We start from the raw sequence: 20,360 nt of genomic DNA on the forward strand, positions 1-20,360 counted from the left end.
AGGATGCTTATGAATTTATTGATCTGCATCGTCATGCTATGATTAAATTTTAGCGGTCTTTGGTTAATTGATTCTTCAAATTTGCCGATAATAAAACAAAGTCTTCAGGAAATAACTGAAAAAAATTATATCCAGGGAACAAAGAGCAAGCTTTCAGATATAGTGTTTTTTAAAGAAATGAAAAAACTTTCGGTACATGTTAAAACGGTTAATTTTGAACCTATAAAATAAAAAGGAGGATTACCTTTCGTTCCGTTTATGATCTATATTCTAAAATTTCCTATACATACAGCAGTGGCCACGTCTACATGTATTTTAGCCATTTCTGCTCTCAGCGGAATGTTTTCACATGCATTGCTTGGGCATATTCTTTGGGGGCCTGCGATTTTTACAGGTGTGGGAGCTGTGCTTGGTGCGCAGTTTGGTGTAAAGTTTTCCTTAATGTTAAAGGCTGCGTCTTTGACTAAATATACTGCTTATGTTATCCTGATAATGGGTTTGAGATTCATTTATTCTTATATAAGTTATTGATTTTTCAGCCGTGTGAAAGTAAAATTTCATGCGGTTTCTTTGACGTATAGGACACAATATTATTTCGATACCTGCTTCAATTAGGGTAACAAGCTGCTAAATTTTCATGCCAAAGGAATATCTATAATAATATGACGAAAAATACATTTACACCATCCATACTAAAAATGAGTTGGCCGATCTTTGTTGAAGTATTTCTGCAAATGATGATCGGTAATGTCGATCAGTTCATGATCAGCCGTTACTCTCAGGCTTCTGTTGCGGCTGTGGCTAATGCAAATCAAGTTATGAATGTGATAATTCTGCTGCTTACCGTAATCAGTACGGCCACAACTATCCTTATAGCCCAATATTTCGGTGCTAAAAATAAACAAAAAATTGAGGAAATATGTACGGTTTCCTTTGCTTTTAATGGTGTTTTCAGTTTGACGGCCAGTTTTTTTCTGCTCCTTTTTCGCGAGCAGCTTTTTCAATGGCTGCAAGTGCCGGAAGCAATTATGGAAGAAACCAATTTGTATTTCAGCATAGTGGCAGGCGGAATAGTCTTTCAAGGTCTGTATTTTTCTCTTGTTGCCTGCTTCAGAGGACATTCATGGACGAAAACTACTATGCTTATATCCCTTTTCATAAATGTTTTCCACATCCTCAGCAATTCTGTTCTCATTTTTGGCATTGGTCCTATTCCCGCTTTAGGAGTTTTCGGTGTATCCATTTCCACAAACTGCAGTAAATTTTTGGGATTGGTATTATTGTTCTATATATTTCGCCGATATCTCAATGTCAAAATGTCATGGCGGTATCTGCATCCTTTCCCCTGGAAAACCCTAAAACAAGTGCTTTCCATTGGTATTCCTTCCGGAGGAGAAACGCTGTCATATCAGTTGTCACAGATGACTATCATGAAGATGGTCAATATGTTCGGACTGGCTGTTATAAATACTAAAGTGTATGTTTATATCCTGGCAACGTTTTGCTATATTTATTCTATAGCTTTGTCTTCTGCCGCGCAGATCATTGTCGGCTATCTGATAGGTGCCGGCAGATCGAAGGAGGTAGGCCGAAAAGTCTGGTATACGGCTACTCTTTCGGTTTTTATATGTCTGGTGATGACAATTGTGTTTTATACAGGCAGTGATTATATATTGCGCGTTTTTACAAGTGACCGTGATATCCTGGCATTGGGGCATGCTATTTTATTTGTAGAAATTTTTCTTGAATTGGGACGCGGCGTCAATATAGTTATGGTAGCCTCCTTACAGGCAGCCGGAGATATTCGTACACCTGTGATTGTCGGTATTATATGCATGTGGAGCATTGCTGTCGGTATGGCATATTTTTTAGGTATTGTCATGCAGATGGGATTAGTAGGCATATGGATAGGCATGGCATGTGATGAATGCATAAGAGCTTTGGTTTTCATATACCGCTGGCACAGCGGAAAATGGAAAAACAGGCATCTTATTTGATATAAATATATTAAGCCGGCGGACAAGTTATGTTAAGCATCTAAACTTATCTTAATATTTATGGGGACAACAGGACTATTTTTCTAAGATAATTAACATATTTACTCTTTTTTCTTATATTTTTATGATTTTTAGCTGAATACTTTCAAAAACTACTATAAAATGCTAGACAAAGTTATGTATGTATGCTAATATATGTATCGTAAAGATGTTAACAAGGCAATGGCGCCATATGGTAATTTCATTTCTTCACGGGTAGTGCAGGATTGATATATTCATATGGTTTTTTTATTGCTTAATTTTTAAATTTAAAGGTGGTTTTCTTATGGACGATTTACTTTTCGTTATCCCCGCGAATTCTACAAAAGAGGACATTCTTAGCAAATTGAAAGAACACCCTGAAATCAAATTTGTTTCATTAGTCGGTATTGATTTGGCAGGTAACGATACAGACGAAAAAATCCCTATACAGGTTTTTTTAGAGGATATAGACAAATTCTATGAAGGTTCTGCTGTTCAAACAGATGGTTCTTCTGTCGTTCTGACTAATATTGCAACATTGAATAATGCTAAGGTTGATATGCCGGTTGACTCCGCAGTTAATTGGTTTATTGACTATAATATGGAAAATTTTGATGAAGAACTTGAAAAACCTATCGGCACACTCCGCATACCTTCGTTCCTTATCCATGAAGATAAAAGAGTCGATTCACGAGCCGTTTTGACTGATACGCTTGCATTTGTCAAAAAAGAATTACTTAGCTTATTCGCTAAAAAAGATGTTGTTTCCGGATTGGAACATATTAAGGGCAGTGACGTTGAAGATATTATTTTCACGTCGGCTACCGAACTTGAGTTCTGGGTTAAAACACCGTTGGCTGAAGCTGATATTCCTGAAATGAGTGCATCGCAGGTCATGCAGGAACAGTATTGGCAGCGTACACGCGGTGCTGTTCGTTCTGCGCTGGAACAGACGATCCTTGCAATGCAGGCTTACGGTCTGGAACCTGAAATGGGACATAAAGAAGTTGGCGGCATGAAGGGGCATATGGATGCTTCCGGTAATATGAACCATGTCTGCGAACAGATAGAAATAGATTGGAAATTTGCTAATGCTGTCCAAGCGGCAGATAATGAATTGTTCGTCCGGACACTTGTAAAAGAAGTTTTCCGTGCTAACGGACTTGAAGTCAATTTCAAGGCTAAACCGATGATCGGTCTTGCCGGTAATGGTGAACATACTCATATTGGGATGGCTGCTAAGCTGAAAAGCGGCAAGGTAATAAATCTCTTTTCTCCTAAAGAAATGACAAAGGATTTCATGAGTTCCGTTGGTTATGGTGCCATTATGGGGCTGCTTAAAAATTATGAAGTCATTAATCCTTTCGTTTCTTCTACAAATGATTCTCTTAATCGTTTGAAACCGGGATTTGAAGCACCTATATGTATTGTTACTTCACTGGGTCATAAGCCTGAAGTGCCTTCCCGTAATCGTACCATTCTTGCAGGTCTTGTACGTGATATAAAAAGTCCTATGGCAACTCGTTTTGAATTGCGCGCATGTAATCCTTATACCAATACTTATGTTGCCTTGGCTGCTATTTACTCTGCTATACTCGACGGTGTAAAATATGCTGTCAATAAAACAACGGATGAACTTCTTGATGAACTTTCCAAGGAAGCAGGCACTGTAGCAGGGTATCTTGAAAAAGATCGTGCTTATCGCAGTGAAGACGATGTTTTTGAAGATTATACACAGGAAGAACGCGATCATCTGTTCTCTATTCCACCTGCTACTGTATGGGAAAATCTGCAGGCTTTGAAGAATTTCCCGGAAAAACGTGCTGTGGTTACTGCTGGCGGGGCGTTGCGTGATCAGATCATTGATGCATTTGTTTCCGGTGAGCTTATACGTTGGAAAACGGAAATTATCAGCCGTATAATTCCGGAAAATCGTGTTATTGTCAGTGCCTGTAAGGAAATTGCATCGACTTTCGTGACGGATCAGGATGCTTACAACTGGAATAAGATCAATGGTATCCGCTGCTATCTGGCAAAAGACAGTATTGATGAAAAATCATTGTTTACTCTTTTGATCAAGTCATTAGATGAAAATGATTTTGCGACAGCATCAGGACTTCAGATTGAAATGTATGATAAGATGGAAGAGTTAAAAGCTCTTTATTCTGATTATAAAATGAATATGATTTAATGATTTAGCATAAAAATCCTCTGCATTTCCTGTTTTTTAATAAATCAGGAAATGCAGAGGATTTGTTTATTATACATACTTTCCTATTTTAATAATTCCGTAGTGGATGGGACTATATCGGCCACCGCAAATGGAAGAAAACCCAAGTCGATCAAATTCATTGCTTTTGCTGTTTTCTTTCAGTACGACCCGATGTTTAGCAATACGGCAGGCTTCATCTATGCTTTTTTTTGTTACAGGTGCTGTATCGGCTAAAATACGCAAGGGAGTGAGACTGAGACTGTCCATAAGAGGGTGGCGGAACATAGGATCGAAATAAACTACATCAATGCTTTTATCGGGCAGCTTTTGTAAATATTCTTCATGATTTACATTTATTACTTTTATATTATGTGCAGCTTTTGTCAATTCTTTTACAGAAAAATCAGCTGCACGGAGTCCTTCCTCTGCAATGAGAGCTAAAAGAGGATCGGCTTCAAGACCTATAACGAGAGTACCGCTTCTGAATGCACTGATAAGCGCATCAGTGGCGAACCCCAATGTGCAGTCAAGCACGGACATTCCCTTTTTGAGATCCATTGCCGTGAGCATATTGTCCTTTTCATTTTTCAGAAGTCTTTTTATTCGCAATTGTGCCATATTTGGATGAAAAAAAAGTTCACCGGAAGATGTGGCAATACTTATGCGTTCTCTTTTTACAATAATGACTGTTTGGCAGTTGTGTCTTTTTTTTATTTGCGCCAACGGTTCATTGTTCCGATAAATAAAATGCATATTATATTTTTCGGCAAGAGAATGAGCTTTGACTATACAGTTTCCGTCTGTTCGACGGCCGGTAGTGATAAAAAAATTATTCATAAATGTTATATAGCACCTTGTGGACGTATTTTCCCAGGGAAAATATTATTGTATTCGTTTGAACATTTTCGCTAGATCACGATGCTCAAATTTAATGGTTGTGGGTCTGCCGTGCGGACAGGTATAGGGCAGTCTGGTATGAGCCAATTCGTCGAGAATTATTTTCATTTGCTGCAAGGTCAATTTGTCACCTGCTTTGATAGCTGCCCTGCATGCTGCTGTTGCCAGACAGGCATGCCGTATTTCCTGCGGTGTGGGTGTGTGCATTTCATTTAATGAAGCAAGTATGTCTCGTATTGTGTTTTCAGCCTCATCCATAGGGATATCTGCCGGTATCTCCATAAGTCTGAATTGCTGCGGGCCTGATGATTCGGCATTAAATCCCAATTTGTACAGAATTTCCCTGTTTTCTTCCAGCAGATCGTATTCTGCAGAAGAAAGATTCAAAAGAAGATGTACCAAGAGCTGCTGAGAAACAATGCGATCCTTTGCAAGGCCAAATCTGTCATAGAGTATTCGTTCGTGCGCGGCATGCTGATCTATTATATACATACCGTCTTCTCCCTGTGCTATGATGTAGCACAGATCAATCTGACCAAGCGGAAAAAGTTCTCTGGCAGCAGAAAGCTGCGGATCGGTTTGGGTATCAGCAAGAATATTTTCATTTTGCATATTCTGTGAGATGACGGCAGTGTTTTTCATAGCATAAATTTGTTCTTTTGCCATTTTGAAATCATCTGCGTCAGCTTCTCGCAGAAAAGATGTGTCTTCGGAATGCAGACCACCGCTGTGATTAGTTTCATGGATCATTAATGCAGATGAAGTTTCTGGAGTTTCGCTGTTGGGCGCGGATACGCTATGCAGCATGGGCTCTTCATAGCGGGGACGGATAAAATCTGCAGGTGCGGCAAAGGCGTCAAGTGTCTTTGCATCATCACTTTGAGCGGGACGGACAGCATCAAGTATTGTTTTATAGACAGCTTTAAACAGCCGGCCCTCATCGGCAAATTTTAGTTCGATTTTTTGCGGATGAACATTTATGTCTATAGTGTTTTTGGCGACCTCAATATTAAGGACTGCTAAGGGATAACCAGATTTTGGCAATAAAGAATGATAAGCATTGTCTATCGCGCGGCTTATCATCCGGCTGGTGATTATTCTGCCGTTGACTATAAAAGTCTGCCACGTCCGGCTGCTCCTTATGACAGCCGGTTTGCTTATATAACCTGTTATTTTTACGTCTTCGTCATTAAAGCCAAGCGTAAGCAGTTCCTGACCGACGGTTCTGCCGTATATGCCTGTGATCGTATCTTTTAGTGAGCCTGTTCCGGGAGTAATGACGGTGATTTTATTGTTGCTGATGAGTTTTACGGCTATTTGGGGATTGGAAAAAGCCAGCTTGATAACATAATCATTTATTTTATTTGTTTCGGTGGAGGTGGTTTTTAAGAATTTTTTTCTGGCGGGAGTATTGAAAAAAAGATCCTCTACCTTTATTGTCGTACCTATTCCGCATCCCGCTTCTCCGATATCTTCAAGTTTTCCCCCGATGATTTTAACACTGGTGCCGAGCTCATCCTGTGCTCTTCGCGTAAGAATGGAGAATCTGGAAACGGCAGCTATTGAAGGAAGGGCTTCTCCGCGAAAACCAAGTGTGGCTATCTTTTCAAGATCGCCAACTGCGGTGATTTTACTTGTTGCATGCCGAAGAATGGCAACCTGAACATCTTCGCGGGTCATGGCTCTGCCATTATCTGTTATTCTTATAAAACTTGTTCCGCCTGCCATTATCTCTACGTCGATCTTGCTGGCACCGGCGTCAATTGAATTTTCCATGAGCTCTTTGACAACGGAGGAAGGGCGTTCAACAACTTCACCGGCCGCTATTTTATTTATAGTATTTTCGTCAAGCACATGGATACTGCTCATAATTTTCCGGTCTCCCTTCTTGCCTGCTGTTGCAGTTTATAAAGTATATTCATTGCCTCTAACGGAGTCATGGTAGTTATGTCAATATTCAGCAGCTCCGTGTTCAGGGCAGAAGCAAACAGTGTGTCCATAACGGGCGGTGCCGAGTTTTTTTTTGGAGGGTTGTCATTTACCGCTTGAAATTTTTTTCTGGTATCCGCAGCTTCAAGGCCGACCAATATTTTTTCTGCCCGATCAGTAACTGCCTTAGGCAGTCCGGCCAGTTTAGCGACATGGATGCCGTAAGATTTGTCTGCACTGCCGCTGATTATCCGCCGCAGGAACGAAACCTTGCTGCCCTTTTCTTTCACGGCCACACAATAATTTTTGACATGTTTTTCATCGGCCAGGTCTGTGAGTTCATGATAATGAGTGGCAAAGAGCGTTTTAGCGTTTACTTTATCACGTATATACTCGATTACTGCGCGGGCAATGCTCATTCCGTCGAAGGTGCTGGTCCCTCTGCCTATTTCATCGAGAATAATGAGACTGTTTTTTGTAGCGTATTTTAAAATGTGAGCTACCTCGTTCATTTCAACCATAAACGTACTTTGACCGCTCGCCAGATCATCACTGGCACCTATACGGGTGAATATTCTGTCGACGGGAGATATAACAGCCTCTCTGGCAGGAATGAAACTTCCTGCTTGGGCCATTAACGTCAGGAGTGCTGTCTGGCGCATATATGTGGATTTCCCGGCCATATTGGGGCCGGTTATGATGAGGATTTCGTTTTCGCCATTGTCAAGCATAGTATCATTTGGAACAAAGAGCTCTCGTGTTAAGATGCGCTCGATAAGCGGATGACGGCCGTCTTTTATCGATATGCCGCCTCTGCCATTTAAAGTCGGCCGTATATAATTGTAAGCGGCGGCTGCCGCGGCAAACGACGTTATGACATCAAGACAGGCTATATTCTGCGCAGTCGTTTGAATACTTGACACGTGCTTTTTTACTTCTTCACGTATTTCCGCGAACAGTCTGTATTCTATTTGAAGAATCTTCTCTTGTGCACCGAGTATTTTTGTTTCAAATTCTTTTAACTCCGGAGTTATGTATCTTTCTGTATTTACTAAAGTCTGTTTGCGTATATAATCAGCCGGGACCTGCTCCAGATTGCTCTTGCGTATCTCGATGAAATAACCGAAAACCTTATTATAGCTTATTTTCAAAGATTTTATGCCGGTTTGCTGCTTCTGTTCATTTTCCATCTGCTGAAGCAATGTCTGGCTGTCTGAGGCCAGATGCCGATATTCATCGAGTTCTTCGTCAAAACCGTCCTTTATTATGCCGCCGTCCCGCAAAAGAAAACCGGGATTATCGTCAATGGATTTTTCAAGCAAATCAACCAATTCACTATAGGTTTTTATATTTTTATCTATTGATTGTAAAAAGGCAGCGGTGCTGCCGTGCAGAGAATCCTTCAGTTCAGGCAGTGTATAGAGCGATTTTTTTAAGGCCAGCATATCTCGGGCATTTGCTGAGCCGACCTCTACGCGGGTAAGTAATCTTTCAAAATCATATATGGATTTCAACAGAAGAGAGAGCTGTTCTCTGCGTGAAAAATCCTTGGACAGTTCCTCCACGGCATCAAGACGCTGTTCAATTTTATACCTGTCAAGCAATGGATATTCCAGCCATTTTGAAAGCTTGCGGCTTCCCATTGCAGTACCGGTAAAATCCAATACAGAAAACAAAGTGCCGCTTTTGCCGCCGTCGTGGAGATTATGTGTTATTTCTAAATTTCGCAGGGTGTAGGTATCAATGACCAGATTGGCAGAGGCGTCAAGGTATGTGAGATGGTTCAAGTGACTGAGATCTGTTTTTGCCGCCGCATGCAGGTAATCAAGTAATGAAGCGATAGCGGCAGAAGCAATGGTTTTGGCGGGACGGTCAGGTGCAGCAAAATGTTCAGTGATGCGGTCGTCCACGGCTGCAGACACAGCAGCAATTTTAGTTACAACGCATTTAGGAATATGCAGATTTAAAAATTCAAGAATTTTTTCTGCACAGGACAACCCGCTTATAATAAGCAATTCAGCCATCATCAGCCGATAAAGTTCATCGCACAGTGTCTGGCAGCGATCAGGACCTTCATAGACACTGTAAAAGCATTCACCCGTTGATATATCAGCTCCGGACAAAATAAGTATATTCTCACTTTCGTGAATAAGAACAATATAATTATTCTGCAGTCCGGGCAGGGCCGACTCATCCATAACTGTTCCCGGGGTGATTATTTTTATGATTTCTCTTTTGGTAAGGCCTTTAGCTTTAGGATCACCGATTTGTTCGCAGATGGCAACCTTATAGCCTTTATTGATAAGTCTGTTTATATAACTTTCGGCAGCGTGATAAGGAATGCCGCACATAGGTATTTTACTTCTGGCTGTCAGAGTAAGTTCCAATTCTCTTGAAGCGGTCTGTGCATCCTCATCAAACATTTCGTAAAAATCACCAAGCCGAAAAAATAGAATGGCTTCACCTGACTGTCCTTTCATTTCATAATATTGCTGCATCATTGGTGTTATTTCCTGGCTGCTGAGTCGTTCATTATTTTTCTTTAGCATATTGTGCCTCACCTTTTAATATCCAAGTTTGTGGATGCGTGATCCGTACATTGAGGATATCTCCAGCCTTTTCTGTTCCATTCTTTTGCCAAAGAACGATTTTATTTGTGGAAGTACGGCCTGTATAGACCGACGCATCAGTTCTGCTCGGTCCCTCGACCATGACCTGAACAGTCTTATTTATAAAAGCTTCGTTTATTTGCAGACTGATTTCGTTCTGAATTGACATAAGCTGATTCAAACGATTCTTTTTCACGGAGTCGGACACCTGATTGTCCATAGTGGCTGCCGGTGTGCCGGATCTTTTGGAATATAAAAAGGTATATGCCGCATCATAACGCATCTGCCTGAGAAAAGTGAGCATTTGTTCAAAGTCTGCATCTGTTTCTCCGGGAAAACCGATTATAAGGTCTGTCGTGAGACTGCATTCGGGTATAGCCTTGCGTACCTTTTCTGCGAGCTTTCGATAATATTCAAGAGAATATCCTCTGTTCATGGCTTTCAAGATACGGTCGCTGCCATATTGAACAGGAAGGTGGAAGTGAGTGCAGATATGCCGGCTGTTTTTTATGGTTTCAATCACTTTATCATTTAAATCACGCGGGTGAGAAGTCATGTAACGGATTCGTTCTATGCCGTCGATTTTATCCAGTTCATATAAAAGGTCGGCAAAATCACCTTCGGGCATATCCTTACCGTATGAATTGACATTCTGCCCCAGCAGTGTTATTTCTTTCACACCATCAGCACTGTATTTTTTCGTTTCTTCTATTATAGAATGCATTGGGCGGCTGTGTTCCCGGCCTCTTACATAAGGAACAATGCAGTAGGTACAAAAATTATTGCAGCCGTACATAATAGGGATCCATACCGAAAGTGAATTTCCGGAAGGCGGTAAAACTTCCTGAGGTATACCGCCGTCGGCTGGTGCCAGCTTGGTCATATGGTGGCGGGACAGCTTGATATCGTTTATGATATTGTTAAGTTCATGAATATTATTTGTGCCTAAAACGAAATCTATATGCGGCGCTCTTTTGAATAAGGCTTCACCTTCTTTTTGTGCCATGCAGCCGACTATACCGAAAATAAGTTCGTGTTTAGCCTGTTTTAAATGCTTTATTTCGCCGATTTTTCCGTATATTTTATTTTCTGCGCTTTCTCTGACGCAGCAGGTATTGAGTAGTATTACATCGGCTTCATCTAAGACTAGTGTCTTTTCATAGCCCAGTATTTCGAGCTGTGTTCCCATCCTTTGCGAATCGCTTTCATTCATTTGACAGCCGTAAGTTAAGATCATATATTTATAGTGTATCATTAATTATTACCCCTGCAGGTTCTTACTTTAATTTCTTCGTAATATATTATTATAAACTAGATATTATATGGAATGCAATATATAAAAAATGCACGTTCGTTGAAAATTTTTGATTATGAATTGACATCAATATATGCAGGTGCTATAATCAACAATCAAATAATACAGTAATCAGATATGCGAAAGACATGATTAAGCGGTGATATTTTTCAGAGAGAGGTGCGTTTGCTGCGAGTACCTTAAAATATCTGCTGAATTACCACTTTTAAGCTATGCGGGGGAAATTTAAGTATGCCGCATCGATTCATCATCGTTAGAAGATGCATGAGCTGGCCGTTGATTTTAGACGGCAAGCAGAGTGGGACCGCGAGTGAATACAACCTCGTCTCTGCATGAATATTATTCATATGGAGACGGGGATTTTTTATTTTAGATTTAAAAAAAAGTTATTTGATTATAACGGGAGGCAGAAGATAATGATAAAAATTACATTAAAAGACGGCAGTGTAAAAGAGATCGAGAAGAATACAACGGTTCTGGAGTTTCTGAAAAAAATCAGCAACAGTCTGGCAAAAAAGGTATTGTCCGCAAAGATAGACGGCAGTAATTCGGATTTGATGACGCCGCTTACAAGGGACTGCCGTGTTGAATTTATGACATTTGATGATGCGGATGGACGCTGGGCATTAAGACATAGTGCTTCTCATGTTCTGGCACAAGCCGTAAAGCGTATTTATGGAGATAAAAATGTGCAGCTGGCCATTGGACCTGCAATTGATAACGGATTTTATTATGATATAGATATGGAAAAACAGCTTGGGCAGGCTGATTTGGACAAAATCCAGAAAGAAATGGAAAAAATAGTCAAAGAAAACCTGCCGATTGTAAGAAGTGAAGTGCAAAGAGCAGAAGCAATAAGAATGTTTGAAGAAAAAGGCGAGATATATAAGGTAATGCTCATAAAGGATTTACCGGAAGACGCACTGATAACTTTATATACGCAGGGGGAATTTACTGATCTTTGCGCAGGCCCTCATCTCGTTTCGACAGGAAAAATAAAAGCAATTAAACTGCAGAATGTCACCGGTGCATATTGGCGCGGTGATGCAAAAAATAAAATGCTTCAGCGTATCTACGGAACGGCATTTGAAAAGAAAGCGGATCTTGATGCATATTTGCATATGCTTGAAGAAGCAGCGCGGCGCGACCACAGGAAGCTTGGCAAGGAGCTGGATCTGTTCAGCCTGCATGAAGAAGGTCCGGGTTTTCCCTTTTTTCATCCAAACGGAATGGTCATAAGAAATGAGCTTATCAATTACTGGCGTTCAGTTCATCGCCGTTATGGCTATCAGGAAATCAAAACCCCGATAATTTTAAACCGACATTTATGGGAACAATCCGGTCATTGGGACCATTACAAAGAAAATATGTATTTTACGAAAATCGATGATGAAGATTATGCAATAAAACCTATGAATTGTCCCGGCGGGATACTCATTTATAAGACTCAGCCGCACAGTTATCGTGAGCTGCCACTCAGAACCGCGGAGCTGGGGCTGGTGCACAGACATGAATTGTCAGGAGCTTTGCACGGTTTGATGCGCGTTCGCAACTTCACGCAGGATGATGCGCACATATTTATGCTACCATCACAAATTGAAGAGGAAATACAGCATACGATAGATTTGTTTGACGAAGTATACAGCACATTTGGGTTGTCTTATCATGCCGAATTGAGCACGCGTCCCGATGATTCTATGGGGTCGGATGAAGTGTGGGAAAAATCAACGGCGGCACTGAAAAGCGCACTTGAACACCGCGGACTGGAGTATGTGGTCAATGAAGGTGACGGTGCTTTTTACGGACCGAAGATCGATTTTCATCTTACTGATTCACTTGGACGTACATGGCAGTGCGGCACAATACAGCTTGATATGCTCATGCCGGAGAAATTTGAAATGACATATACCGGTGAAGACGGACAGAAGCATCGTCCTGTTATGGTTCATCGTGTAGTATATGGAAGTATTGAACGCTTTATCGGGATATTGATCGAACACTACGCTGGTGCTTTTCCCGCATGGCTTGCACCTGTTCAGATAAAGATCCTGCCGATTACCGATAAAAATGCTGATTATGCATATTCGTTGAAAAAGAAAATGTTTGATCTTGGACTTCGGGTAGAAGTCGATGATAGAAATGAAAAAGTCGGTTATAAAATGCGGGAATGTCAGGTGAAAAAAATTCCGTATATTTTGATCGTCGGCGATAAGGAACTTGAAGAAAATAATGTGTCTGTACGAAAACACGGTGAACAGTCGACAGAAACGATGCAGACAGATGAATTTATAGCAATGCTGCAGAAACAAATAGAGGAAAAAAAGTGATTGCCGTCTGAAAGAAAAATACGGTTTTCTTCATCTTTTTTTTCTAAGCAGGAAATGACGCAGGCAAGATGTCTGTGTCATTTTCTGTTTAACATGAAGCGTGTATAATTATATGGAATCTTTTTTATAAAAACAGAATGAAGTTGTATATTCATACAGCATTTGATATAATAAGGCAGGAATAATATACGTCAAGTGTAAAAGGAGAGATGACAATGGATACTATTGCAGACAAAAAAGATAAGAAAACAGGCTTGGGTTCCATCCGTATAGCTGATGAGGTCGTCAGCATTATTGCAGGTCTCGCAGCAACAGAAATAGAGGGCGTTGACGGCATGAGCGGCGGTCTGGTCGGCGGAATAGCTGAGATGCTCGGCAGAAAGAATTTTTCTAAAGGTGTTAAGGTTGAAGTAGGGGAACAGGAAGCTGCTGTTGATTTATATCTTATTGTAAAATATGGTGCGCGTATTCCTGATATCGCTCTGCTTGTACAAGAAAATGTTAAAAAGGCTATTGAAATGATGACAGGACTGCATGTAGTAGAAATAAATATTCATGTACAGGGCGTAGGCTTTCCTCCTGAAGAAAAGGAAGAAAGGGAAGAAGTCGTTCGTGTCCGCTGAGAAAGAGGCTTTTCAATGGGGATTATAAATCGATTCTTATTGTTTTTTTACACCGCATGTATCGCTTTGCTGTCACTGGGAGTTATTGTTTTATGTACAGGTGTTGTTCCGCCTGATGATTTATGGAACGATCTGCTTTATATTCTGGGACGGGCAGAAACGATAGTCGCTGCTGCCTTGGTTTTTCTTATCAGTATTGAACTTATGGGAAATTGTTTTGCATCAAAAAGAGATAGAGATCTGGGCGGTGAAGGGATCATTGTACACGGCGCGCAGGGTGATGTGAAAATTTCCAAAGGAGCTATACTTGGTTTTTGCACAAAGCTATGTTCTGGTATGCCCGGAGTACGCGATGTGAAGGTGAAAGTCAGGTTTTTGAAAAAAGCAGACCATGATGATTTGACTACGGATCTTAAAATAAAGCTGATGCTTGGGCAGGAGTACAGTGCTGTTGATATATCTGATGAGATACAAAAGAACATTAAGAGTCAGTTAGCGCTTTACATGGGACTGGATGATGTTTCTATGGATATAATTATAGATAATATATCCGCCAGCGGCAGCAAAAAGAAACGTGTAATTTGATATGGCTTGATAATTGACTTGGAGTAAATTATGGAAAACTTTTCTTGGAAAAAATGTATAAAATTCCTTTGGGATAATCACCGCGGAAAAAGTTTGGGAATTTTTCTGGGTTTGATAATAAGTTTATCCATTTTAATTTTTGGTTTTTTTAAAACACTTTTTGTTTTGTTTTTTATCGGAATAGGATTGTTCATAGGCAATAAAATAGACAGAAATGACGATTTATTAGAAACTGCGGAAAATATTCTTGATTATATACAAAAATTTATTCCGCCTGTATTTCGTCGCTAAAAGGAGAAATTTTTATTTATGAGTCGAAGGCAGGCTCGCTGTGTAGCTTTGCAAACGCTGTTTCAGCTTGATCTTAACAGCATCCTTAACAAGGAAAATGCTATTGACGGTGTTTTGGGTCTTACAAAGGTTCTGAAAGAGCGGGATTTTTTGTATATGCATAATCTAGTGGACGGAACAATAGACAATAAGGCATATATTGACAGTAAAATAGGTGCAGTATCAGGGGACTGGCATCTTGACAGAATGCCGGCGGTGGACAGAAATATCCTGCGCATCGCTGTTTATGAACTGGAATTTGGCAGTGCGGATTTGACTCCCAAAATAATAATAAATGAGGCTGTTGAACTGGCCAAACAATTTGGAACAGATGATTCCAGTCGTTTTATTAACGGCGTTTTGGGTTCTATCGTCAGAAAATGAATTAAAGCCGGGCAGAAGCCCGGCTTTTTGCTTAAAAGGAATATTTATGGCTGTTTATAGTGTTAGTCAAATAAATTCTTATATCAGTGAGATAATGTCTGCTGATGATAATTTAAAAAAGGTAATGATACGTGGTGAAATATCAAATTTCAAACTGCATTCGTCCGGGCATTGCTATCTTACTTTGAAAGATGATAAAGCTGCCATAAAAAGTGTCATTTTTCGCCGTTTTGCGCAGAAACTGCGGTTCAGGCCTGAAAATGGTCTAATGGTCATAGCGTGTGGCAGTATCAGCGTATATGAACGGGATGGTACTTATCAGTTATATATAGAGCAATTGATAGCAGATGGTGCCGGTGCTTTGAGTGTGCGGTATGAGCAGCTGAAAAATCAGTTGGAAGAGGAAGGTTTGTTTTCTCCCGCCCATAAAAAAAACCTGCCAGTGCATCCTAAATGTGTTGGCATTATTACGTCGAAAACCGGAGCGGTACTTCATGATATATTCCGTGTGGCTTTCAGACGTGATCCCTCTGTGAAATTGCTGCTTTTCCCGGTCCCTGTTCAAGGAAAGGCTTCATCTGAACAGCTGGTTGCCGCCCTGAAGTATTTCAATCAGCATAGAAATCTGTGTGATGTTATTATAATCGGGCGCGGAGGCGGTTCAATGGAAGATTTGTGGCCGTTCAATGATGAAGGTGTAGTACGAGCAGTATACTCTTCCGCTGTACCCGTTATTTCTGCGGTTGGGCATGAAACTGATTTCACACTGATTGATTTTGTCAGTGATGTTCGTGCGGCAACACCGTCGCATGCCGCTGAATTGTGCATCCCCTCCAGGGAAGAATGGCTGCAAAGATTATCCTTTCTGGAAAAAAATATAATGAATATTATGCGCAAAAATTTTACTGTCCTGCATGAACGCTTGAACAAATGCATTAACAGCATTGTTTTTAAAGACAGCTATTATCTTTTAGGCAGCAGACATCAGCAGATGGATCAGCTCTTTGCCGGATTAGACAATTCATTGCGCAGGCAGATGGAAATAAAAAAAAGTGCATTGGCTGTCTTAGAAGGGAAGGCTTCTCTGCTAGACCCGGAGGCTGCTATGAAGAGAGGATATTCTTTGATATATAAAGATAAGGTGATCATAAACAGTGTTTCTCTCTTGAGTAAAAATGATAAACTGAAAATTATTTTGGCAGATGGGCAGGTTTTAACTTCTGTTGAAGATATAGTGAAGGATATGCAATATAATGGCAAGGAAAAAGAAAAGCTTTGAGGAAGCTGTTGACAGACTTGAGGGTTTGGTAAATGAATTGGAAAAAGGGGAACTGGCTTTGGATGATATTTTGAAAAAGTACAGGGAAAGCACTGATCTTATCAAATTTTGCCGCGGTGAACTTGAAAATGCCGATAAAGAAATAAGCGGCCTTTGGGAATTGAGTGCTTCCGGTGAACAAGTTCCCGTCAATATAGACGCGGGAGAAAATGATAATGAATGAATATATGCAGCATAAAGTTTCTTTAATAAATGAGGCATTGTCGCATTTATATTCAGAAAAAACAGCATTGAATGCAGTTCTGGCAGATTCCATGAATTATAGCCTGAAAGCCGGCGGGAAAAGGCTTAGACCGGTTATGCTGATGGCCGCGGCTGATGCTGTGGGCGCGAATGGTGATAAGTATGTGCGTATTGCCTGCGCCATGGAAATGATTCATACATATTCTCTTATCCATGATGATCTTCCTGCAATGGATAATGATGATTACCGCCGCGGTAAGCTGACAAATCATAAAGTATACGGTGATGCGATGGCTGTTCTGGCGGGCGATGCATTGCTGACAATGGCATTTGAAGTAATTGCTTCTGAGCATGCCGTAGATCCTTCTGTTCTGCTGCGGATATCTTTAGAAATAAGCAGAGCTGCAGGGCCGGAAGGCATGGTAGGCGGGCAGGCTCTTGATCTGTCGGCGGAAAACAGGCATATTGAATTGGACGAATTGAGAAAACTGCATTCTGCAAAAACAGGTGCATTGTTTCGTGCGGCGATAAGAACAGGCGGTATTTTGGCCAAAGCGGATCAGAATGAATTGGCGTCGCTCACAAGATATGCCGATGAATTTGGACTGGCTTTCCAAATTACTGACGACATACTGGATGTAATCGGAGACGATGAAAAAATTGGCAAACCGGTGGGCAGTGATGAAAAAAATCACAAATCCACTTATGTATCACTACTTTCTCTGAGTGAAGCAAGGAAAATGGCAGAAAAATCTATAGCCAATGCTGTAGAAGCCCTGGAACCATTTGGCAGTAAAGCTGAATTCCTCCGCGGATTGGTAAAAAAGCTGTTGGACAGGCAAAATTAAAAGGAAGTGCGCTCTTGGATATTTTAAATAACATAAAGCAGCCCGATGATTTGAAACTGCTTTTACAAAATCAACTATTGCAGCTCGCAGAGGAGATACGTAAGCTGATTATTGATGTGGCAGCTGAAAATGGAGGTCATCTTGCATCCAGTCTGGGAGTTGTCGAATTAACAATAGCGCTTTATAAGGTATTTGATTTTCCCACGGATAAAATTATCTGGGATGTGGGTCATCAGGCTTATGCACATAAGATTCTGACCGGACGGCGTGATAAATTTCATACATTAAGGAAAAAAGGCGGAATAACAGGTTTCCCTAAGATAACTGAGAGTAAATATGATGCTTTTGGCACGGGTCACGCGAGTACATCCATTTCTGCTGCACTTGGCATGGCCTGTGCCAGAGATATTGACAGACAAACATACAAGGTCGTCGCTGTAATCGGCGACGGAGCTTTGACGGGAGGAGAGGCCTTTGAGGCGTTGAATAATGCCGGCGCCTTAAAAAAAGATATTGTTATTATTTTAAACGATAATGAAATGTCTATATCAAAAAATGTCGGAGCTCTTTCCCGTTATCTGGACAAAATACGAATTGCGCCTGAATATACGAAAGTGAAAAAAGATGTTGGCACTCTGCTGCAGCATTTACCTAAAGTAGGCGATAGAGTTTATAAAACTGCCAGCTTGCTTAAAGACAGTATCAAGAATGTTCTGGTCGCAGGAAATCTTTTCGAGGAAATGGGATTGTCATATATAGGTCCTGTCGACGGAAATGATATGCCAAAGCTTATAGAGGTGCTGCAGGGAATAAATAATATGCAGGGACCGGTATTGCTGCATGTCATCACTAAAAAAGGAAAAGGGTATATGCCGGCGGAAAAGAAACCGGATAAATTTCACGGCATAGGACGTTTTGACATTCAAACAGGCGAATCGCTGGGAAAAATTTCAAATATACCAACATATACACAGATTTTCAGTGAGATGTTATTGAAAATGGCGGAAGTGGATAAGGATATAGTAGCTATTACTGCCGCTATGCCGGGAGGAACCGGGCTGACTCCTTTTTCGCAAAAATATCCTGAACGTTTTTTTGATGTGGGCATAGCAGAGGAACATGCTCTCACTATGGCTGCCGGGCTGGCCGCCGCAGGGAAGAAACCGTTTGTGGCACTTTATTCCACATTTGCGCAGCGAGGCTATGATCAGATTTTACATGATATCTGCTTACAGAATCTGCCTGTTACCATTTGTTTGGACCGGGCGGGCATAGTGGGAGAGGACGGACCGACACATCATGGCGTATTTGACTATTCTTTTCTGCGAAATATCCCAGGCATATTGATGATGGCTCCTAAAGATGAAAATGAATTGCGCCGTATGATGTATACGGCTGCGGGCTGTAAAAGTCCGGCGGTGATCCGATATCCGCGGGGGCAGGCCTGTGGAGTGAACTTAGACGCTGGTGTGCAGACTGTCGATATTGGCAAGGCAGAAATTATAACTGAGTCAGCAGGTGATACCGTTATAATAGCTGTAGGAACGATGGTACATCCGGCAAGAAAGGCCGCACAAAAATTATCTGACGAGGGGATCGCCTGCAGTGTAGTGAATGCCAGATTTATTAAACCGATGGATGAAAATATGTTTGCGGAGCTGGGAAGAACAAAGCGGTTTATCCTTACTGTGGAAGAAAACGTACTGGCAGGAGGGTTTGGATCGGCTGTATTGGAAATTTTAAGCAGAAATGATGCAATGCCGCCTAAGATAAAATGTATGGGGTTGCCCGACCAATTCATTTGCCAGGGAGCGCGCAGCGAACTTTTGCAGGAAAATAATCTCACAGCTGAGGGAATAATTTCCGTGATAAGGGAAAATTCGATAAAGTAAAGGGGCTTATCTCCCTGTATATAAATATATCGGAGAGGATAGAGTTGATGAGCAAGCAAAGATTAGATGTTGTCTTGGTCGAAAAGGGATTGGTCCAAAGTCGCGAGAGAGCTAAGACAACCATAATGGCAGGGCTGGTCTTGGTAGATGAGCGGAAGATAGATAAAGCAGGTACGCTGATAGATCCGGAACTGCCGATACGTATACTGGGAGACAATATAGGTTATGTGAGCCGGGGCGGGCTGAAGCTGGAAAAGGCTATAGAGGCTTTTTCGATAGAATTGACTGATAAAGTATGTATTGATATAGGTGCGTCGACTGGCGGTTTTACGGATTGTGCATTGAAGAATGGTGCAAAAAAGGTGTTTGCTATTGATGTTGGCTACGGGCAGCTGGCGTGGTGTCTGCGTACAGATGATCGTGTAGTAAATATGGAAAGAACAAATATACGTTTTGTTAAACCGGCTGATTTGGGGGAATACGCGGACTTCGCATCTATTGATGTGGCATTCATATCGCTTACCAAGGTGCTTCCTGTGGCAAAGACTCTGCTCGTTGAAAATGGGAAGATAGCGGCCCTTATAAAACCTCAGTTTGAGGCAGGGCGGGAAAACGTCGGTAAAAAAGGCGTGGTTAAGGACCCGCGCATCCATGAGAATGTTATAAGAAAAATAGCTGATTTTGCTGTAGAGACAGGCCTTAAAATTGAAGGAATAACTTTTTCACCGGTTAAGGGGCCGGAAGGTAATATAGAATATCTTATATATCTGAATAATGCTGATATGCCGACAAGATGTGTCCTTAATGATGACAGTATAAGCTGTGTTGTTTCAGAGGCGCATAAGATGCTTGATATAAAATAATAATAG

The 20,360-nt window shown here is 41.1% G+C and carries 16 protein-coding genes and 1 pseudogene; 13 read left to right on the plus strand and 4 right to left on the minus strand.

Going from position 1 to position 20,360, the window contains the following annotated elements; all coding sequences use genetic code 11:
* Window positions 1–246: 246 nt before the first annotated feature.
* From I6758_RS15215 to I6758_RS07550, 3 genes and pseudogenes are all read left to right on the plus strand, one after another.
* Window positions 247–531 (plus strand): annotated as a pseudogene (locus I6758_RS15215) (TSUP family transporter); the annotation flags it as partial.
* 131 nt (window positions 532–662) lie between these two features.
* Window positions 663–1,997, plus strand: a complete 1,335-nt coding sequence (locus tag I6758_RS07545) for an MATE family efflux transporter (protein ID WP_196604603.1) — start codon at window positions 663–665, stop codon at window positions 1,995–1,997.
* Window positions 1,998–2,322: 325 nt separating this feature from the next.
* A complete protein-coding gene (locus I6758_RS07550) occupies window positions 2,323–4,209 on the plus strand; it encodes a type I glutamate--ammonia ligase (protein ID WP_196604604.1) in 1,887 nt (628 codons plus the stop codon).
* Window positions 4,210–4,278: 69 nt separating this feature from the next.
* Here I6758_RS07550 and I6758_RS07555 read toward each other — a convergent pair whose 3' ends face one another.
* From I6758_RS07555 to miaB, 4 genes are read right to left on the minus strand one after another with little or no spacing between them, the layout of a single operon-like run.
* Window positions 4,279–5,067: a class I SAM-dependent methyltransferase gene (locus I6758_RS07555; protein ID WP_196604605.1), complete on the minus strand. Its 789-nt coding sequence runs from the start codon at window positions 5,065–5,067 to the stop codon at window positions 4,279–4,281.
* A gap of 45 nt (window positions 5,068–5,112) precedes the next feature.
* Window positions 5,113–6,996 (minus strand): DNA mismatch repair endonuclease MutL, encoded by a 1,884-nt coding sequence (mutL, locus tag I6758_RS07560; RefSeq protein ID WP_196604606.1) that lies wholly within the window; start codon window positions 6,994–6,996, stop codon window positions 5,113–5,115.
* Entirely contained in the window at window positions 6,993–9,605 is a 2,613-nt protein-coding gene (mutS, locus tag I6758_RS07565; RefSeq protein ID WP_231038581.1) for a DNA mismatch repair protein MutS, read from the minus strand. Before mutS ends, mutL begins: the two co-directional genes overlap by 4 nt.
* Complete coding sequence (miaB, locus tag I6758_RS07570) at window positions 9,589–10,920, minus strand: tRNA (N6-isopentenyl adenosine(37)-C2)-methylthiotransferase MiaB (RefSeq protein WP_196604607.1); 1,332 nt, start codon at window positions 10,918–10,920, stop codon at window positions 9,589–9,591. Before miaB ends, mutS begins: the two co-directional genes overlap by 17 nt.
* 476 nt (window positions 10,921–11,396) lie before the next feature.
* On the opposite strand from miaB, the gene thrS reads away from it, so the two are divergent.
* The 10 genes from thrS (at window position 11,397) to I6758_RS07620 (ending at window position 20,354) form a co-directional block, all read left to right on the plus strand.
* Window positions 11,397–13,307, plus strand: coding sequence for a threonine--tRNA ligase (gene thrS, locus I6758_RS07575; protein ID WP_196604608.1), 1,911 nt, complete (start codon window positions 11,397–11,399; stop codon window positions 13,305–13,307).
* A 209-nt stretch (window positions 13,308–13,516) separates the two neighbouring features.
* A complete protein-coding gene (locus tag I6758_RS07580) occupies window positions 13,517–13,930 on the plus strand; it encodes an Asp23/Gls24 family envelope stress response protein (RefSeq protein WP_370871638.1) in 414 nt (137 codons plus the stop codon).
* Window positions 13,931–13,945: 15 nt separating this feature from the next.
* Complete coding sequence (gene amaP, locus I6758_RS07585; protein ID WP_196604610.1) at window positions 13,946–14,515, plus strand: alkaline shock response membrane anchor protein AmaP; 570 nt, start codon at window positions 13,946–13,948, stop codon at window positions 14,513–14,515.
* A 30-nt stretch (window positions 14,516–14,545) separates the two neighbouring features.
* A complete protein-coding gene (locus I6758_RS07590; protein ID WP_196604611.1) occupies window positions 14,546–14,806 on the plus strand; it encodes a DUF2273 domain-containing protein in 261 nt (86 codons plus the stop codon).
* Window positions 14,807–14,824: 18 nt separating this feature from the next.
* A complete protein-coding gene (gene nusB / locus I6758_RS07595; RefSeq protein WP_196604612.1) occupies window positions 14,825–15,229 on the plus strand; it encodes a transcription antitermination factor NusB in 405 nt (134 codons plus the stop codon).
* Between the two features lie 46 nt (window positions 15,230–15,275).
* The gene (xseA, locus tag I6758_RS07600; protein ID WP_196604613.1) at window positions 15,276–16,508 is read left to right on the plus strand and encodes an exodeoxyribonuclease VII large subunit; all 1,233 of its coding nucleotides are present in this window, start codon (window positions 15,276–15,278) and stop codon (window positions 16,506–16,508) included.
* Window positions 16,483–16,731: an exodeoxyribonuclease VII small subunit gene (gene xseB, locus I6758_RS07605; protein ID WP_196604614.1), complete on the plus strand. Its 249-nt coding sequence runs from the start codon at window positions 16,483–16,485 to the stop codon at window positions 16,729–16,731. The genes xseA and xseB overlap by 26 nt, the downstream gene beginning before the upstream one ends.
* The gene (locus tag I6758_RS07610) at window positions 16,724–17,599 is read left to right on the plus strand and encodes a polyprenyl synthetase family protein (RefSeq protein ID WP_196604615.1); all 876 of its coding nucleotides are present in this window, start codon (window positions 16,724–16,726) and stop codon (window positions 17,597–17,599) included. Before xseB ends, I6758_RS07610 begins: the two co-directional genes overlap by 8 nt.
* 14 nt (window positions 17,600–17,613) lie before the next feature.
* Window positions 17,614–19,491, plus strand: coding sequence for a 1-deoxy-D-xylulose-5-phosphate synthase (gene dxs / locus I6758_RS07615; RefSeq protein ID WP_196604616.1), 1,878 nt, complete (start codon window positions 17,614–17,616; stop codon window positions 19,489–19,491).
* 47 nt (window positions 19,492–19,538) lie between these two features.
* The gene (locus I6758_RS07620) at window positions 19,539–20,354 is read left to right on the plus strand and encodes a TlyA family RNA methyltransferase (protein WP_196604617.1); all 816 of its coding nucleotides are present in this window, start codon (window positions 19,539–19,541) and stop codon (window positions 20,352–20,354) included.
* The last annotated feature ends 6 nt before the right edge of the window (window positions 20,355–20,360 follow it).

The sequence above is a fragment of the Pectinatus haikarae genome, from assembly GCF_015732185.1.
In the GTDB taxonomy this organism is placed as follows: domain Bacteria; phylum Bacillota; class Negativicutes; order Selenomonadales; family Selenomonadaceae; genus Pectinatus; species Pectinatus haikarae.

Excerpts from the sequence above, each read along its gene's own strand:
- I6758_RS07545 (WP_196604603.1), top strand. The coding sequence starts at position 663 with ATGACGAAAAATACATTTACACCATCCATACTAAAAATGAGTTGGCCG.
- I6758_RS07550 (WP_196604604.1), top strand. The coding sequence starts at position 2,323 with ATGGACGATTTACTTTTCGTTATCCCCGCGAATTCTACAAAAGAGGAC.
- I6758_RS07555 (WP_196604605.1), bottom strand. The coding sequence starts at position 5,067 with ATGAATAATTTTTTTATCACTACCGGCCGTCGAACAGACGGAAACTGT.
- mutL (WP_196604606.1), bottom strand. The coding sequence starts at position 6,996 with ATGAGCAGTATCCATGTGCTTGACGAAAATACTATAAATAAAATAGCG.
- mutS (WP_231038581.1), bottom strand. The coding sequence starts at position 9,605 with ATGCTAAAGAAAAATAATGAACGACTCAGCAGCCAGGAAATAACACCA.
- miaB (WP_196604607.1), bottom strand. The coding sequence starts at position 10,920 with ATGATACACTATAAATATATGATCTTAACTTACGGCTGTCAAATGAAT.
- thrS (WP_196604608.1), top strand. The coding sequence starts at position 11,397 with ATGATAAAAATTACATTAAAAGACGGCAGTGTAAAAGAGATCGAGAAG.
- I6758_RS07580 (WP_370871638.1), top strand. The coding sequence starts at position 13,517 with ATGACAATGGATACTATTGCAGACAAAAAAGATAAGAAAACAGGCTTG.
- amaP (WP_196604610.1), top strand. The coding sequence starts at position 13,946 with ATGGGGATTATAAATCGATTCTTATTGTTTTTTTACACCGCATGTATC.
- I6758_RS07590 (WP_196604611.1), top strand. The coding sequence starts at position 14,546 with ATGGAAAACTTTTCTTGGAAAAAATGTATAAAATTCCTTTGGGATAAT.
- nusB (WP_196604612.1), top strand. The coding sequence starts at position 14,825 with ATGAGTCGAAGGCAGGCTCGCTGTGTAGCTTTGCAAACGCTGTTTCAG.
- xseA (WP_196604613.1), top strand. The coding sequence starts at position 15,276 with ATGGCTGTTTATAGTGTTAGTCAAATAAATTCTTATATCAGTGAGATA.
- xseB (WP_196604614.1), top strand. The coding sequence starts at position 16,483 with ATGGCAAGGAAAAAGAAAAGCTTTGAGGAAGCTGTTGACAGACTTGAG.
- I6758_RS07610 (WP_196604615.1), top strand. The coding sequence starts at position 16,724 with ATGAATGAATATATGCAGCATAAAGTTTCTTTAATAAATGAGGCATTG.
- I6758_RS07620 (WP_196604617.1), top strand. The coding sequence starts at position 19,539 with ATGAGCAAGCAAAGATTAGATGTTGTCTTGGTCGAAAAGGGATTGGTC.